This window comes from Microcoleus sp. Z1_B2, assembly GCF_036700325.1.
GTDB lineage: Bacteria > Cyanobacteriota > Cyanobacteriia > Cyanobacteriales > Microcoleaceae > Microcoleus.
Genome location: NZ_JAUBOQ010000007.1, coordinates 31,898 through 47,693 on the forward strand (window position 1 = coordinate 31,898; position 15,796 = coordinate 47,693).

The 15,796-nt window shown below is 43.8% G+C and carries 9 protein-coding genes; 4 read left to right on the forward strand and 5 right to left on the reverse strand.

Going from position 1 to position 15,796, the window contains the following annotated elements:
* Positions 1–160: 160 nt before the first annotated feature.
* The 5 genes from QT984_RS05550 to QT984_RS05570 form a co-directional block, all read right to left on the reverse strand.
* Complete coding sequence (locus QT984_RS05550) at positions 161–1,933, reverse strand: hypothetical protein (RefSeq protein WP_333053515.1); 1,773 nt, start codon at positions 1,931–1,933, stop codon at positions 161–163.
* A gap of 1,460 nt (positions 1,934–3,393) precedes the next feature.
* Complete coding sequence (locus QT984_RS05555) at positions 3,394–4,458, reverse strand: sigma-70 family RNA polymerase sigma factor (RefSeq protein WP_333053516.1); 1,065 nt, start codon at positions 4,456–4,458, stop codon at positions 3,394–3,396.
* A gap of 202 nt (positions 4,459–4,660) precedes the next feature.
* Positions 4,661–5,824, reverse strand: coding sequence for a NarL family transcriptional regulator (locus tag QT984_RS05560; RefSeq protein ID WP_333053518.1), 1,164 nt, complete (start codon positions 5,822–5,824; stop codon positions 4,661–4,663).
* Between the two features lie 336 nt (positions 5,825–6,160).
* Positions 6,161–7,348 (reverse strand): hypothetical protein, encoded by a 1,188-nt coding sequence (locus QT984_RS05565; RefSeq protein ID WP_333053519.1) that lies wholly within the window; start codon positions 7,346–7,348, stop codon positions 6,161–6,163.
* Between the two features lie 31 nt (positions 7,349–7,379).
* Positions 7,380–9,044 carry an ABC transporter ATP-binding protein gene (locus tag QT984_RS05570; protein ID WP_333053520.1) on the reverse strand — a complete coding sequence of 555 codons (1,665 nt, stop codon included), beginning with the start codon at positions 9,042–9,044 and terminating at the stop codon, positions 7,380–7,382.
* Positions 9,045–10,664: 1,620 nt separating this feature from the next.
* On the opposite strand from QT984_RS05570, the gene QT984_RS05575 reads away from it, so the two are divergent.
* The 4 genes from QT984_RS05575 to QT984_RS05590 all read left to right on the forward strand — a co-directional run.
* On the forward strand, positions 10,665–11,513 hold the full coding sequence (locus tag QT984_RS05575) for an ABC transporter permease (protein WP_445243004.1): 849 nt from the start codon (positions 10,665–10,667) through the stop codon (positions 11,511–11,513).
* Between the two features lie 288 nt (positions 11,514–11,801).
* Positions 11,802–13,214, forward strand: coding sequence for an ABC transporter ATP-binding protein (locus QT984_RS05580; protein ID WP_333053521.1), 1,413 nt, complete (start codon positions 11,802–11,804; stop codon positions 13,212–13,214).
* 15 nt (positions 13,215–13,229) lie between these two features.
* Positions 13,230–14,750 carry a methyltransferase gene (locus QT984_RS05585; RefSeq protein WP_333260564.1) on the forward strand — a complete coding sequence of 507 codons (1,521 nt, stop codon included), beginning with the start codon at positions 13,230–13,232 and terminating at the stop codon, positions 14,748–14,750.
* Between the two features lie 46 nt (positions 14,751–14,796).
* The coding region (locus QT984_RS05590) for a sulfotransferase family protein (RefSeq protein WP_445243003.1) at positions 14,797–15,796 on the forward strand (1,000 nt) is incomplete at its 3' end.

Genomic DNA, 15,796 nt, shown 5'->3' on the forward strand with positions numbered 1-15,796 from the left:
TGATGGGATGAATTTAAAATCATCAAGTTATGAACTCCACCGATCGACAAGGCTTTCAAAAATGGCGGAAATGCAATCATCCCCAGATTGAGCAACGCCACTAAATTAAGTCACAAAACTTTAATGCCTAAACAAGTTAGTACATTATTTTATTTAATCCTCATTCCGAAGCTGTCCTCTCGGCTTTAATCTGGCTTAATATTTCGGGGCCGAGCTTACTGACTATTGCGTTGCACTCATCCGCTCCAGGGATATTATTCATCGCTTCATCAACCTTAGCACCTGCTAACTTCATAGCATCGTGGGCGCGGTAATTGATATAGGAAAGAGCCATCCAACTGAGAGCAGTGCCTTTCACCGTCAGCATTAATCTTTCGCGCATAGCCGGCACTTTAATGGTTTTCTTAAACTTCTCAGCCGCAGATGCACCACCAGAAAGAGACTCACAATGAGCCTGAACACCTTCCCAAAACACTTTTGTATTTGAGAATGCCGTCTTAATCCTACCAAGCACTGCTAGAACAACTTCGAGAGAAGCAAGAGTTTTTTCGACTGTATTCTTGCTAACCTGTGTTGCTGCCAACGTGATAACTGTTTTTTCTAATTCTCCAGCTACCTGAGCTTTAAGCTTTCTAAACTCGTAAGCCTTTTCACCTGCTGCCTCTGCACGCGCTGAAAAACTATCTGCCTGTTTTGCAGCCTTTTCACTCACCTTCTCAAGAGACTTTGACAATGCTTTACCAGCTTCTTCGATCTTTTTCCGAGCGTCTGCAAGATTATTTGATTCTTCCTTCAACTCCTTGATTTGTTCTTCGAGAAGCGCTGCCTTTTTTTTCGCAATATCGAGTTTCTCAGCACTGTCTTTCTCAGTATTGTCTCTTGAACTCTCTAGAGCATTTACTTTTGCTTTTTCTTCTGCTAATTTCTTTTCAGCTTCCTCTAGTTGTTTTTCGTTCTCTTTAATAGCTGCTGCATTTTTAGCTTTGTCTTCTGACTGCACAAGAATACTCTGGGCTTGCTCATCAGAGGAAGCTGATGCTTCAGAAACCGGAGCCGCTTCCTCGGATGAATTACCTGCGGATGACTTCGCAAGTGTACTCGCAGCTTTTGCTATTTGAGCCTGTGGACCACCATAAACTGCGACAGCAGCAGAGGCAACAGAACCACTTGCCTGAATAAGACCCGACATCACCGTTGCTCCCATATCTACCCACATCGCTGTCTCAGCTTTGTCATCGAGTCTCTTCTGATCCTCATCGTACTTCTCTATCGCCGAAACGTACTCGTCTTTCTTTGCTTTGAGTTCAGCCTGTAATGCCTCCATCTCGGCAATTTTTTTCTCGATTTCTTTTTTTTCAGCAGCAGTAGCGCTTGAGTCCTCATTCGCTGCTAATAAAGATTTCTTTGCTTGGTCGATCAAGCTATCACATTTCTTGATCAAACGATCGCATTGAGCTGCCATATCCTTAGCCACGGTGCTACACTGCTTTAGCATTTCCATAGCACTGTCAATCAAATTCTCTTGACTAGCTTCATTTTCGGGCTTCATTGCCTCTTCAAACATCATGACAGCATTAGCATGAAATTCAACAGCACCCAAGGCAGATCTGAGGAATGCTCCTGTTGTGACCATACTCATCTTGACCAGATCTTGGTAATCAGATTGCATCCCCAATATAGGGGTTGAGCAGGGCAGTCCTTTTGAGCCTGCGAATGCGAGCCGCAACAAGTCGCTAACCTGGATTAAACTTGTCATGGTTTCATTGACGTTGACGGAAACAAATCCCATTTCCTGCTTCTGCAACATTATCTTCAGTTCACCATCAGTATCAATTGCCTTAATGAGGCTGTTACCTGATGGGTCAGAAGATATCTTCATTACGACTTCTTCTTTATATACTGTCAAAGCAGTCTGCTGACTATCTCCAGGCATTTTTGTGTTCTCCTTTGTTTGACTGTTAATTGAATGTAAGCGATGAACGATAGCTAAGGCTTCCTGTAGGAATTTGGAATCCACTCAATGAGGAAATCCAGATGTACAGTGACTTTTTATTTGTCGCTGTGCCAAATTAATGTCATCAAGGGTCTAAAGCCTGAATTTTCTAGCATTCAACTTAGAAACTCCACAGAGAACTTACAGGCTGTACCAATACAAATTGTTGCGAACCTAAAGTGGGTAAGCCTTAGCTTGATGACAGGAATTTGTCTCAACACCATTTAATTTGTCACTGTACAGATACCTTTCAACTAAATGACGATTTCAGAAGTCAATTTGTGAATTGTTCGATTAAAAGGCTTGTTTGGCTAAGTGATGCATCCTATGAAATAAGCTTCAAGGATAAGAAGCTTATCGCCTCCTCCCACATTTGGACTCTACTAAGCGCGATCCTCTTGAATCAATAAGGAATGAATCAATAAGGAAAAGCGATCACCTCCCCAGAAAAGAAAAGCGATTGCCTCTTCACCCTCAAACTCTATAAACTGTGATCGCACCCCTCCATCTCCATCTCAACAAAAAGCGATGGCGAAACGCCCACCGTAGGTGATCGCCTTCCACAAATCAGAAAAGTGCGCCACAGGGGTTGAGGGTGGCGCGGGTGACGGTGTAACCGATGGTGGAGCAGGTTTCCCGACTTTATATCGCCCTTGGCGAAGATGGTTAGGAGTGGGGTTAAGAGGCTGATGTTTGGGGTAATTGGAAGGGGTGTGGTAGCTGTTGGAACACTATCGGAACTCTCCCTGCTTACTTTTTGCGGTCTATCTAGACTCTCAAATTACTAGCGACTAGCGAGCGCATTCCAGATTTTTGTCAGAGGTGCTTTCCCTCTACCTCTAGCTTCGCCTCTGTCTTTGTGTCATCTTGTCCTCCTCTTTTTACACTTCTCTCCTCTCTCTCATGTTCGCCAACACTGTGTCTTATATTGTCCGTTCTCCATTTCGTTATATATGTGGCAACTTGCATACCTTGTTTCCTCTGCATTTCTGTATATTCTTACCAGAAGATGTTGCATCGAATCCGACAAACTTGTGTGGATTCCTGTCCCGTAGTCGATCTCCAAGTGACACTCGTGGCTTAGTTGTATCACGCAGTCACTTACTAATTTACTGCTTGATTTCGACACCATACCTAAATACTGCCCATATCTGTCTGAATGCAGAGGGCTAGGAGTCGAGACACTTGCTAGTGTTTCTTTCTGCTGTACCATCACGCTGATTATTACCGCCATGATACATACCAATATTCTTTGCACCACGTTCTTTCCTATCCTTCCTATTTCGTTCGACATATGTAGCCTTTCCATAATTTTTCTCCTTTGTCTTTTCTTTCAGCATCTTTTACTTTGTTTCTGGTGATTCAGTTCCGCTCCATGTCTGTGTAGCTCTCTGTTCGGTTTAGAACTGTTTCTTCTGTGCTTTCTGTTCTCCTATCGAACAACTTGTCGGCGGCGGTGCTCGTGTCTTCCTCTCTCTTTCTTCGACCAATTTCCACACCAGATTCACATTTTGTCTCCCACACTCCGCGCCTCTTAAATGCCCCCTACTTCCTCTTTCTTCTCCATATCGGTTCACCGCCATTTTCCAGGCTATCTGCATCTCACTTAGCTCAACCTCTTTACTCCGCGTTACTGCACTCTTCACCTTTATCTTCCGCTCAGAAATCGCCGCAACCATCACTGACTTAGACTGCTGCACATCACGCACTACCTCCGGCGATTCCTCATCCACAACACTCTCCACTTCCTCCACCGCAACGGATAACGTCACTGTCTCGCCCACAGTCGCTTCAACTGGCGCATTCCCCTGGGACATTTCCCCTATTGCCGACTCCGTTGCAGTCGGTGGAACAAATTTATCCCTATCCCTCGCCTCCTCCCCAATAAAATATCCCCTCAACTCCTCTTGCAAAATCTTCCGCGCCTGCGAAATACGCTTGCAGACATTCTGGTAGGAAATCTCTTGCCGTTGGGCAATTTCTGGATAAGACAAGTCCTCATAAAAATGTAGGATAAACGTCTCGCGCAACCGAGGAGATAAATTGCCAATCGCACGACGAATCACAATCCTTTTCTCGCCAGTCTCCAAAGCAATTTCTGGCGTATCCTCACTCCGTAGCAGTCCTTGCTCCTCACTCGAAGCGTAACCTTCTATATCCTCAACTCGATTCGCCCCCCGACTGCGTTCACGATAAATGTCCACGCACAGATTGCGAGTCAGTGTCGTCAGCCATGCCTTAAAATTAGTAATTTCCCCCGGCGCGTACTTTTGCACCTTTTCCCAAGCCTTGAGCATCGCCCGACTCAAGGCATCTTCAGCATCAGTCGGATTCCCCCCCATCCACTTAATACAGCAACGGTGAAGATAATCTTGATACTGCTGCCATTGCTGCCAAAACCCTTTCCCTAAATCTTCAGAGCAACCCTGCAGGTATGATGCACTAACTGTTTGAGAATCTGACATAAATCAATAACTGGTAGCGAACACAATTAAGGCGAAATAAGACAATAAACGACTGGCGTGGCACAGCTAAAATAGTGCAATAAATTATCAGTTTACTTCTGACTTAATCAAGGTTTTTCTACTGCAACATTTAAAGCGTGTCACGCCATTACCGTGCTTTAGTATCGAGATTCTAGTGCGTACTCATGGTTAGGAAGCTTTCTTATCCCTCAAGCTCATCTTCTTCCAAAGGTTCAGTAAAGCCGTATTCTTCCAGTTGACCGTCCCGCCGCACATCGCAAGTTACGCAGTGAAATGACCCGCCGAAGGTATAAACGTGACGGAAATCAACCGGAATTACTTTAAATCCCAAATCTTTGAGGAGTTTCTGCATAGGTTCTTCCTGCTTTTCCACAAAAATTGTTTCGGGATCTAAGCTCAAAATATTCATGCACACCCAACTGCTACACATATACATCGGCCAGTTGTCGGGAAGGGTGGAGGGAGCCGCATCCACTAATTCCCAGCCAGCTTTCTTAAAAAGCTCGGTTTGAATGCAACGTCTTGCGGGGTTCACTAATGCTAATCCCGGTCGAAGTGGTACGAGTGAGGCATCAATGTGCATGGGATTGAGGTCTGGGAATTTGACCACATGAACCCGGAATTGGTCGCCTAGATGCCGTTTGAGCCAGGTAATTCCTATTTCGTTAGTGACGTGACTGCGCTGCACAAATAAATCTCGCCCAAAGCGTACAATGTCAGCAGCATCAAAACTGGGTTCAAGTTCTCCCGTCACAAATTGCCCTTTTTCGGTGAGAGCATACCGTTGGTCGATGGGTTTTGTGGCGTACTCAAGATCGTAAAATTTGTCTGACATGGAAGGTTTAGGTGCCGGTGTCCACTTTGCCCCCCGTCGCAGGTACTCGACCATTAAGGAACGGTAAGCACGGTATTCAAAAAAGCGCGATCGCCAAGCCATCGGTGCTTCAATAATTTCATTGCCAACGACGATCAGCACATCGCGGGGCATCGTGGCATAGAAACCGGAAGCTTCAAAATCTGGGGTTTTGTAGGTCTGGGAAAAGTCGATGCGATCGGGTCGTCGAACAGTGACCCCTTCAGCTTCTAAAACCTGACAAAACTCGTTCAGTTCTTTAGAGGCAGCTTCCACAAGTTCTTGGGGGAAGGGTTGACCGCCATACTTTTGGAAAAACCACAAGTTTTGGGGGGATGTATTTGTCAGGAGGGCAGGCTCTAACTTCGGAACTACCGCGCCCTCTACGCAACCCACAATGACTTCTTTGAGAGGGTCCCATTCGTTGTAGCTGTTAACGACTGGAAGTTGCCGTTCAGATACTATGTTAGGGATTTGTTTCAACTGCAACACTTTTTTTACTCCTGTAATAAAGTTAAAGGTTGTTTTTTTGATTTGCTACATTCTAAAGACGATTTCAGAGAACATTTTCTGATTTTTTTGCCAATTATTTTCCAAATAATATCAAGAAAGTTATCTTCTATTTTTGATTTAAAAATGTCAATAACGAATATTTGGCTCATCAATTACCCTAGAAGATAAAATGAGCCATTTTTGTTGATATCGCCTTCAATCAAAAATACTTATCGAAAATCAAGGAAGGCTGTTTTACTGTTTTAAAACAGCCAATCTCTAGGAAATTGTCACCAGCTTCAGTTTTTGACTAGGACAATAAATGTCGGTGTACTTTCACGCTGATTTGTTCGCCAGTTGTAACTGGGTAGACTGTCTAGCAAAAGCCTCAGCGATCATTTCTGACATCAGTTGTGGAAACGGGATGCCAGCAAGGTGCAAGATCGTGCCAACAGAAGTAGCGCCAAGATCGTTATCATCGAACGTAGAGAGAGGATAAGAAGAAATACCACAGTTAGGATTCACCTCCAAAACAAACAGTTCTTGGGAGGCTGTGTCCATGCGTATATCTACCCGTGCATATCCATTACCACCAACTGCACAATAAGCCAGCTTACTTAACTCACAAAGCTTGTCATGCAAGTCAGAACCAACCAGTCCGTAACGGCAAAACGGTTCTTCTGGTGAAAAGAGAGAACCCTCTTCATATTTTGTCCAGTACCAATCGTAAGCCAAAAAACGTTGAGTTTTAGGGAGATTGGAGTGAAACACCCGTTCCGCAGGTGGATAGATTTTGATACTCTCTGGCTGCTGGCTGGAACCCAAAAGAAAGACTGTAAACTCACGACCATTGATGAAGCGTTCCACAAAAATACTGTCCGGCGGGAATTGCATATCATGCTGTCCTTGGAGCAATCGCTGGAGTTGTAAACTCACCTGTTCATCGCTTTCGACAACTGACTGCAAAGAAATCCCTCGGCTTGCAAAAGAAATCGCTGGTTTCACAATCAAAGGAGTACCAAGACGTTCGCAAACTCCCTGAACGTGGCTAGGGTCTGCAATGACTTCGTAGGGAGCCGTAGCTACATCCTCCTCAACAAAAGCACGCTTCATTCTGAGTTTAGATGAGCAGAGATAATCAAAGGTAGAATCTGCACCCGTAAAGAGAATGCCTTTTGCTTCCAGTAGTTTGATGACGCAAGTGCCAGGATAGTTAGGATCTTCATCCCCAGCACAAAAGTTCAGTACCATTGGAATGTACTCTTTGCTGAAAGCAGCCACCTCCTCAACAACTTCGTGCATATTTTCAAAAGTGATTGGCTGCCACTTCCACTTGATGCCGAGTTCGGCAAATACATCTGCCAGTTCTTGACGAGTCGCAGGGGTGTCATAGTCTTTACTCTCCCATCCTTTTTCTGTAAGGCGGTAAGGAATAAACGCCCAAACAAACAGCTTACTGCTAGGCACAGGCAATTTCTGAAACATCGATATTTTCTCCATTAATTGGTTGCCGAACTGTGACATGAATTCCTCCTTGTTGAATCAAATATGTAGGTTAACCAGTAACAACGAGGCACCCTTTATCCATCACAAACATGACATCTGCACGCAAGGCATGAGCCATTTTGTGGGTAATGACAATCACTGTGCATTTCTGGGCAATGCTCTCTAAAGTTGTCATAATTTCCACTTCTGTTGCGGGGTCTAGCGCTGATGTGGCTTCATCCAGAATCAGAATGGCTGGATTTCTCACCAACGCCCTAGCTAAAGCAATTCTTTGCCTTTGTCCCCCTGATAACTGTCCCCCCCTGTCGCCAACAGGAGTGTCATAACCTTGAGGTAAAGTCAAAATAAAATTATGAATTTCTGCGGCTTTCGCTGCGGCTTCTACCTGTTCATCACTCGCTTCCAGATAGCCCATGCGGATGTTTTCCCGCACTGAGCCATTAAACAAAATCACCTCTTGAGAAACCAGTCCGATTTGAGAACGCAGTGAGCGTATAGTGCAGTCGCGCAAATCAACTCCATCCAACAGAATGCGTCCCTTATCCGGGTCATAAAATCGTGTCAGCAAATTGACAATTGTACTTTTGCCTGCGCCACTCTGACCGACAAATACTGCAAAATCTCCTTGGCGAATCTTCAGCGATAGATTTTTCACCCCGCCTCTATCTTTGGAGTAGCTAAAGCTGACATTATCAAAATAAATATCACTTTGAAAATGTGGCAAATCAATCGCGCCCGGTGCTTCCTGAACTTCAGGTATTTCAGCCAAAATATCATTGATACGTTGCAGTCCTGTCACTCCATCGATTAAATAAGGCAGCCCCCAGGTAAAGTTGAGGATAGTTGAATGCAAACCGAGCAATAGAACCTGATACGAGACGAGTGTCCCTACTGAAATCCAATTCCCGTAGGTCATCACCGCGCTAAGACTCAAAATAACAAGCTGCACTAAGACAAAAGCGAGACTGGGAATTCTTTGCACTAAGCTAGACAGAAACTTCGCCCGGACATAAACCCGCTTCAAGTCATTCAACTGGGCAGAAAAATCTTTTGAGACTCGTTTTTCTAGACCGAATATCTTGACAACGGGTTGGGAGAGCAGATTCTCTTCGATTACGCTGGCGATGTGTCCTTCCTTTTGCCGGAGATGATAGCCTTCTTTGGTGGCACGACGGGCAACATTTGCTGGTGCAATTGCACAGAAAGTCAAACCGATGCAACTTAGAACAGCCAACTGCCAGTTAAGGGAAAATAGGAAAACTACCGAAAAAAGGATGTTACTCAGGCAAAAAATAACAACTGGCAGACCAAGTATGAGACTATTTTCTACCTTCTCTGCATCCGCCTGGAAACAGTTAATTATATCCCCGGCTGAACGTCGCCCAAAAAACTCCATTGAAAGGCTTTGGATGCGCTCAAATAGAGAACAGCGGATGTTGTTGAGTAACAGAATCCCCAATTTAGCTGATAAAAAGTCGCCCAGCAAGCCAACAACGATAAATACAATCGCTCCGCCTCCCAAGAGCAACAGAATCCAAACCAGAAGACTATAATTTTGAGGAACAATGGCTGCATCAATAATAAACTTGAAGCTGATCCTCATTGCTGATTCAAATGCGGCCTCAAAAATCTGACTGCTACAAAGGAAGATAGCTAGCCATCTATAAGGAGCAATATATTTATAAATTACCCTCACAAAATTCAAAAAACGCATTGGGCTTTGAGATAAATGGGTAATATTTGTCCGTATAGCGAGCCTAAATCATTTATCTAAATAGATAGGATAGGGGTAGTGCCAAGAGTACCTATCTCGGAGCGATTGGGACAACCAAACGGGGGATTGTTCCTAGAAAAAATCACACAATTATTTAGACGCGCTATATTGCTTTTGTGTGGGTCGAACCCTCACTTTCACTTGGAAGACAGCTAACTGCACCCATTGTCCTCCCAAATCTTTCGGCACCTTTCAAAAAGTTGGCTCAGTACGAAATTTCTTGCCGGACGCTGCTATTGCAACCATACGTCCGCTCTTGAATGCCTTGGCAGCAGTAATACTCGGATTTTTCGAGCTACTAAGCTGTTTGGCATTTAAAGGACTTGCGTAAGGTGCGTCAGCATCTAAGGTTTTCCGTTTCAGCGTAAGGGTTCTAGCTGACGCACCCTACTAGCCTCGTTACTGGTTTAAATGCTCCACAGCTTACCCTCTGTAGATTCAATTTAATCTTTTTGCCCGCTTTACTCCTCAACTTGTTTATTTGTCATCTATCTTTAGACATACTTACCTTAATTCTTTGGATAGATGCTTGTCAAGGGAAATCAATAAAGTTTGTGTAAACAAAAGGTAATGGAAGGTAAAAATTCAACATTTCCTGGTTTGGACGTAAGTAACGTAGAAAAAGCTTGAGAAGAAAGGCCCCAATTTACATTCACTTCGAGAGCAAATAGTTCTTGAGATAATTAGTACATCCTTATATCCCTCCATCCATAGGGATTTACTAATATAAAAAAGATGGACGCACTATTCTGTAAATTACGAGCTAAAAAATAGCCGTAATTTTACGCTCGATGTGCGATCGTCGCCCACACTCAGAACAATAGGTCAGTAATTAAGTAGAACCCCCTTTTGTAGCATTAAACCCTGCCTATAACTGTATCGTTCAAAAGTTATGAAAGGCTATTAATTGCTTCCACAGCTTTTGAGACGCATCTTATCTCTATAATATTTCCCCTCCCCTGCCTTTGAAAGTCGGAAAAGTCGGATCTTAAAGTCGGAAAAGTCGGATATTACATAATCTATCGAGCTCAGCTTAGGTGAATATCGGCAAAAAAATAGTTGCACGCTATATCACAACTTGTCTCTTAGTAGCCTGATTTTTTTAATTTCCTAACTTTTCGCTTTGTTGCTAGTCGTTAGTGTCGGCAGTGTTCAAGAAATCCGTCAGGGGTGCGGTGAACTAGATGAGGGCAGGGCGAGGCATTGTCCACTCCGAACGCACGCCCCAGGACGAGCTCCGTAAAGAAGCCATCCTGCACGGCATCCAAAGCTGGTGGCACTTCCCGATGAACACGAAGGGCGTTGCTTAATCAGGGCATGAAAAAAATAAGTTGAAAATCCAGAAGCTTTGTAGATAATGGTTTCTAGGATTTGCATATTTAGTCTTTCATACCGTAAATCAGCAACACCGAAACAAGAAGCCCAAGCCAGGGTGGCAGATCCTTGATCAAAACGACGGGGCTGTGGAATAATTGCGGTTTAGCAAAAGCTGCACAGTTGTAGCTTGAGTTGATTTAGGTGTGAAGGTAGTGAACGAGGGCGAAAAAATTGCAGAGAACTGTGAAAGAAGTTGCCCAAAAAGCCCGAAGGGTGGGCGGCAGGCCGCCCGCAAGTAGGCAGCGGTGGGCGAAGCTGAATCTGCTGGCAACATTGGTGCGCCGGGACTTGGAAGCTCAATACAAAGGCTCGATTCTGGGCAATTTTTGGCCGCTGCTGAATCAGCTATCGCAATTGGTGATTTACACTTATGTATTCTCGATCGTCCTCAAGGTAAAGCTCAGCCTTGCAGGCTTCCCAGAAAACAGCGACATTACATTTGGAGTCTGGTTGTTTGCCGGTTTGCTGCCTTGGACTGCCTTCACCAGCGGTTTGATCAAGTCGGGAGTCTCCGTGGTGGGGCAGCCGAATTTAGTCAAAAAAGTGGTATTTCCTCTCGGTTTACTGCCCCTAGTGCCGATTTTTACAGCTTTTATTGAAAGTTCTCTGGGTTTAGCAGCTTTGATTGTGATAGTTGCAGTGTCGTCGCAAAAGCTCAACGCTACTTTATGCTTACTGCCGTTGGTGTGGGTGCCTCAGTTGCTGATAACTGCTGGTTTGGGATATTTGACAGCCGGCTTGACTGTATTTTTGCGAGACATTCCTCAGACATTAGGTGTTATTCTAAATTTTTGGTTTTATTTGACGCCGATCGTCTACCCAGCATCCATCATCCCGCAAGAGTGGCGAGGGTGGGTATTTTGGCTGAATCCAATGGCCGCCATCTCGGAGGTTTATCGAGACCTCATACTGCTTGGAGAAGTTAAGCATTGGGGCGAATGGGGTGTCGCCACGCTAATTTCGGCTGCTATATTTTGTGGAGGTTTGGCGGTTTACCGGCGTTTGCGTCCCGCTTTTGCTGACGTGCTGTAAATTTGTTTGAGATATGCTGTAAATTTGTTTGAGATATACAGCATATTCTATGTATATGTAGTAAACACAATTTTCTAGCCCGTGTAAGGTGCGTCGCCACCCGTCAATCTGCAAGTTTTATCCAATATCTCGCAGATCCGCACCCTACAGATTAACACCACACAATAGAGCTGCTAATGTACTTTATGAACCACCGAATATGCTGTAAAGTCAATCTAAAATCTAAAATCTAAAATCTAAAATCTAAAATCTAAAATCTAAAATCTAAAATCTAAAATCTAAAATCGGATGACAGAAAATGTAATTTCACTAAAAAATGTTTCCAAATGCTTTAAGCGGTACGATCGTCCAGGAGACCGCTTAAAGGAAATTATTTACCCCACCAAAAAACTTGCTGACGAATTTTGGGCCCTACACGACATCAATCTGGAAATTCCTCAAGGACAAACTCTGGGAATCGTCGGCCGCAACGGTTCGGGGAAAAGCACTCTCCTGCAAATAATTGTGGGGACGCTCACACCTACTACAGGAAGCGTCGATGTTAAAGGCCGAGTCTCCGCTTTGTTGGAACTCGGAAGCGGGTTTAACCCGGAATTTACCGGGCGACAAAATGTGTTTTTTAACGCTCAGTTACTGGGATTCAATCAAAAAGAAACTGAAGAAAAGTTTGACGATATAGCTGCTTTTGCTGATATTGGCGATTTCATCGAACAGCCAGTCAAAACTTATTCTAGCGGTATGTTTGTCAGGCTAGCTTTTGCGGTTGCGACTAGCGTCGAGCCAGATATTTTGGTGGTTGACGAGGCGCTTTCGGTGGGGGACGAAGCTTTTCAACGCAAGTGTTTTGCCCGCTTGCAAAGCATTCAGGAAGGTGGCGGAACAATTTTATTTGTTTCTCATGCTGCTACTTCTGTGGTGCAACTTTGTACCTCGGCGATTTTAATGGATAGCGGTGAATTGCTGCTCGCTCACACGCCGAAGGTGGTAATTTCTAAGTATCAAAAGCTGATTTATGCCGATCCGGATCAGGTTCTGGGGTTGAAGTCAGATATTCGAGCTCTGAACCAACTGACAAAACAGGAAAGTCAAAACCAGCTTCAGGATGCTAATTTAGAAAGCACAAAGAGGGAAGTTAAACCGGAGCAACATCTCTCAAAACCGCAGGAATATTACGATGAATTTTACGATCCGGGGATGATACCGTCGAATACGGTAAGGTATCCGTCTCGTGGAGCGGAAATTATCAACCCCCACATCGAGACGCTGAAGGGAAATGTGGTAAATCACTTGCTCGGTCGTCAAGATTATATTTATACTTACTCTGTCACTTTTTCGCGGTCAACTTCCAAAGTTAGGTTTGGAATGTTGATTAAAACAATTAGTGGTTTTGAGTTGGCGGGTGCTTCTTTGAAGGCTTCTACTCAGTCAGTGAGGTATGTGGAAGCGGGAACGACAATTGTAGTAAAGTTTCATTTTAAATGTTTGCTGAATCCCGGTGTTTATTTTCTGAATGCTGGGGTTGTGGGAACGGTAGATGGAGATTTAACTTATCTGGATCGCTGTGTTGATGTGGCGATGTTTAGAGTTCAGTCTTGTACTGAGTCCTGCGGTAACGGCATCGTTGACTTGCTGATCGAACCGTGTTTAACTGTTGTTAATGCTGATACTCTAGTGAAAGAGCAGTCAACAGAGGTTATCTAAAATTCTGTAAAAAAAATGAGCGATATCAATTTAGATTTAGTCGAAAATCCCGTAATCAAAGCATTTATTCAAGATCAAACTAAGTTTCCCGAAAATTTTAAACTGAATATCTGCGAAGACGATGAAATGTATTTGTTCAGCTTGAACAACGTCAAAGACGATCGCGATCGGGCTTTGGTGCGCTATTATTCGATCGGGCGTCGCATCTTGGATACGGTTAAACAAGTTGTGGAATGGCATTTTGGCAGTTTTGAAAATGTACCTTCTTTTCTAGATTTTGCCTGCGGTTACGGTCGATTTACCAGGTTTTTGATTCAGGAAATACCGCCGGAACGAATTTGGGTTTCTGATATTTATGCTAACGCGGTTAAGTTTCAAACTGAATACTTGGGCGTCAACGGTATTGTCTCAACTGGAAAACCCGAAAATTATTTAATTGACCGCAAGTTTGACTGCATTCTGGCTAATTCTTTTTTCAGCCATATGCCGGAAAGAACTTTTACAAGTTGGTTGCAAAATTTGTACGATTTGTTGACTCCTAACGGCATTTTGATGTTCAGCGTTCACGATGAGTGTTTGCGCTTAGCCAATATAGAAATGCCGGCTAATGGTATTTTGTTTAGTGCTCAAAGCGAAAGCCAGTCTTTAGATAAGGAGGAATACGGCACAACTTATGTAACTGAAAAGTTTGTGAGAGAATGTGTCGAGAGAGTTAGCGGAGGCAAAGCTTTTGTTCACCGCATCAAAAAAGGCATATGCAGATTTCAGGATTTGTATGTTGTCACAAATGAGCTAGTTAGAGATTTTTCGGAGTTGAATTTCAATCACCACCCAGAAGGATATATTGATGTTGCTGCTTTTACGAATAAGGATAATTTGTATCTGGAAGGATGGGTAGCTGATGTGAATCTCAACGGTCGAGTTGAGGATCTGCAAGTGCTGGTAAACGGGGAGGTTGTACAGAGGTGCGAGCCTTTTTACGATCGCCCGGATGTGGCTGGATATTTTGAAACTGATGGGGCTCTGCAGTCGGGGTGGAGCTGTTATTTACCCAAAAACACTGTAGGGTTGCAGGATGTGTTAATAGTCAAAGCAATCAACAACTATGGTTGGGAATGGATTCTGGAAACTTGCACTGTAAAATCGCTGATTAACCAAAGACAATCGCAGTCTTTATTGGGTTCTACTCAGACAAAACTCAAATTACTTGAGACTCAGTTAGAGTCGGCTAGGATTGAATGGGATCAAAATCAAAGTAAGTTAATGATTACTGAAACAAAGTTGGAAGAATCTCAAACAAATTTGCAAGAAACTCAAAGTCAATTAGTTGCAGCTCAAATGCAATTGGAGCAAACTCAACATCAGTTAGTATCTGTGCAAACGCAGTTGGAAAAAACCGAAAATCAGCTAATTAATCTGAAGCAAGAACTAGAGCAAGCGAAGTGTAGGGTTTTGGCAATGGAAAGCAGCAAGTTCTGGAAGCTCAGAAGCGCGTGGTTTCAAGTCAGGCGAAAGCTGGGCTTAGCGGGAGATTAGTGAGTAAATTTGGTTGGTGTGGGAATTAGGGCGAGGGAGATAAATTGTGAGTACAAATGACAGCAAACCGTCGGTTTTTATTGTTACCGGAATGCACCGTTCCGGTACGTCTTTAACAGCTTCTTTGTTTCAGAAAGTTGGGGTTGATATTGGCAAAAAGTTAGTGGGCCCGGCCGACGGAAATGTGAAAGGTCATTTCGAGAATGTTGATTTTGTGGAGTTCCACAAAAGTGTTTTGCGATCGCACGGTATTGATGAACTCGGATGTACGTTTGAAAAAACGATTCCGGTAGCAGCAGAATACGTGGAAATCGCCAAAAGGGCGATCGAGCAAAATCAACTTCCTCACAAACATTGGGGTTGGAAAGACCCGCGAACAGCCCTTTTTTGGGATTTTTGGCTGAATTTGCTCCCCGAAGCTAATTTTATCTGTGTTTATCGATCGCCCTGGGAAGTAGTCGATTCCCTTTACCGCCGGGGAACCGATGTCAGCTTGCTGCAAAATCCCGAAATGGCAGTAAAAATGTGGATTCACTACAATCAAAAAGTTTTAGAACTTTACGAACGTTTCCCCCATCGCTGTCTCCTAGCCAACGTTTACCCCATCGGCAACACTCCTGAACTTTTCCTCGATCGAGTTAACGAAAAATTTAATGTTAACTTAGGTGCGATACCAGCCGACAATTTTGAAGAATCTTTATTAGTCAACGATATTGTCAAAAGTCACAGACCGAGTTTAATAGAAAAATATTTTCCCGAAGCCTTAGAACTATATCAACTTTTGGAAACCCAAGCTGGCAATCTCAGTAGCGAATCGAAAGGTGCGATCGATCGAGTTATTCATTTCCCAGCCTCTCCATTCTGGCCATTTGAAGATTGGCTAAAAATCCGCTTGCTGGAAAAACAGCAAAAAACCAGCTATTCCGAACTCAAACAGTGGCAAGAACAATTTCACCAGGCCCAGGCGAAAGTGTTGGGATTAGAGACAGAATTAGGAGCAACTCAAGTACAGCTTGCAGGCAAAGAATCAAATTTTCAAGAAGCTT

Excerpts from the sequence above, each read along its gene's own strand:
- QT984_RS05550 (WP_333053515.1), bottom strand. The coding sequence starts at position 1,933 with ATGCCTGGAGATAGTCAGCAGACTGCTTTGACAGTATATAAAGAAGAA.
- QT984_RS05555 (WP_333053516.1), bottom strand. The coding sequence starts at position 4,458 with ATGTCAGATTCTCAAACAGTTAGTGCATCATACCTGCAGGGTTGCTCT.
- QT984_RS05565 (WP_333053519.1), bottom strand. The coding sequence starts at position 7,348 with ATGTCACAGTTCGGCAACCAATTAATGGAGAAAATATCGATGTTTCAG.
- QT984_RS05570 (WP_333053520.1), bottom strand. The coding sequence starts at position 9,044 with ATGCGTTTTTTGAATTTTGTGAGGGTAATTTATAAATATATTGCTCCT.
- QT984_RS05580 (WP_333053521.1), top strand. The coding sequence starts at position 11,802 with ATGACAGAAAATGTAATTTCACTAAAAAATGTTTCCAAATGCTTTAAG.
- QT984_RS05585 (WP_333260564.1), top strand. The coding sequence starts at position 13,230 with ATGAGCGATATCAATTTAGATTTAGTCGAAAATCCCGTAATCAAAGCA.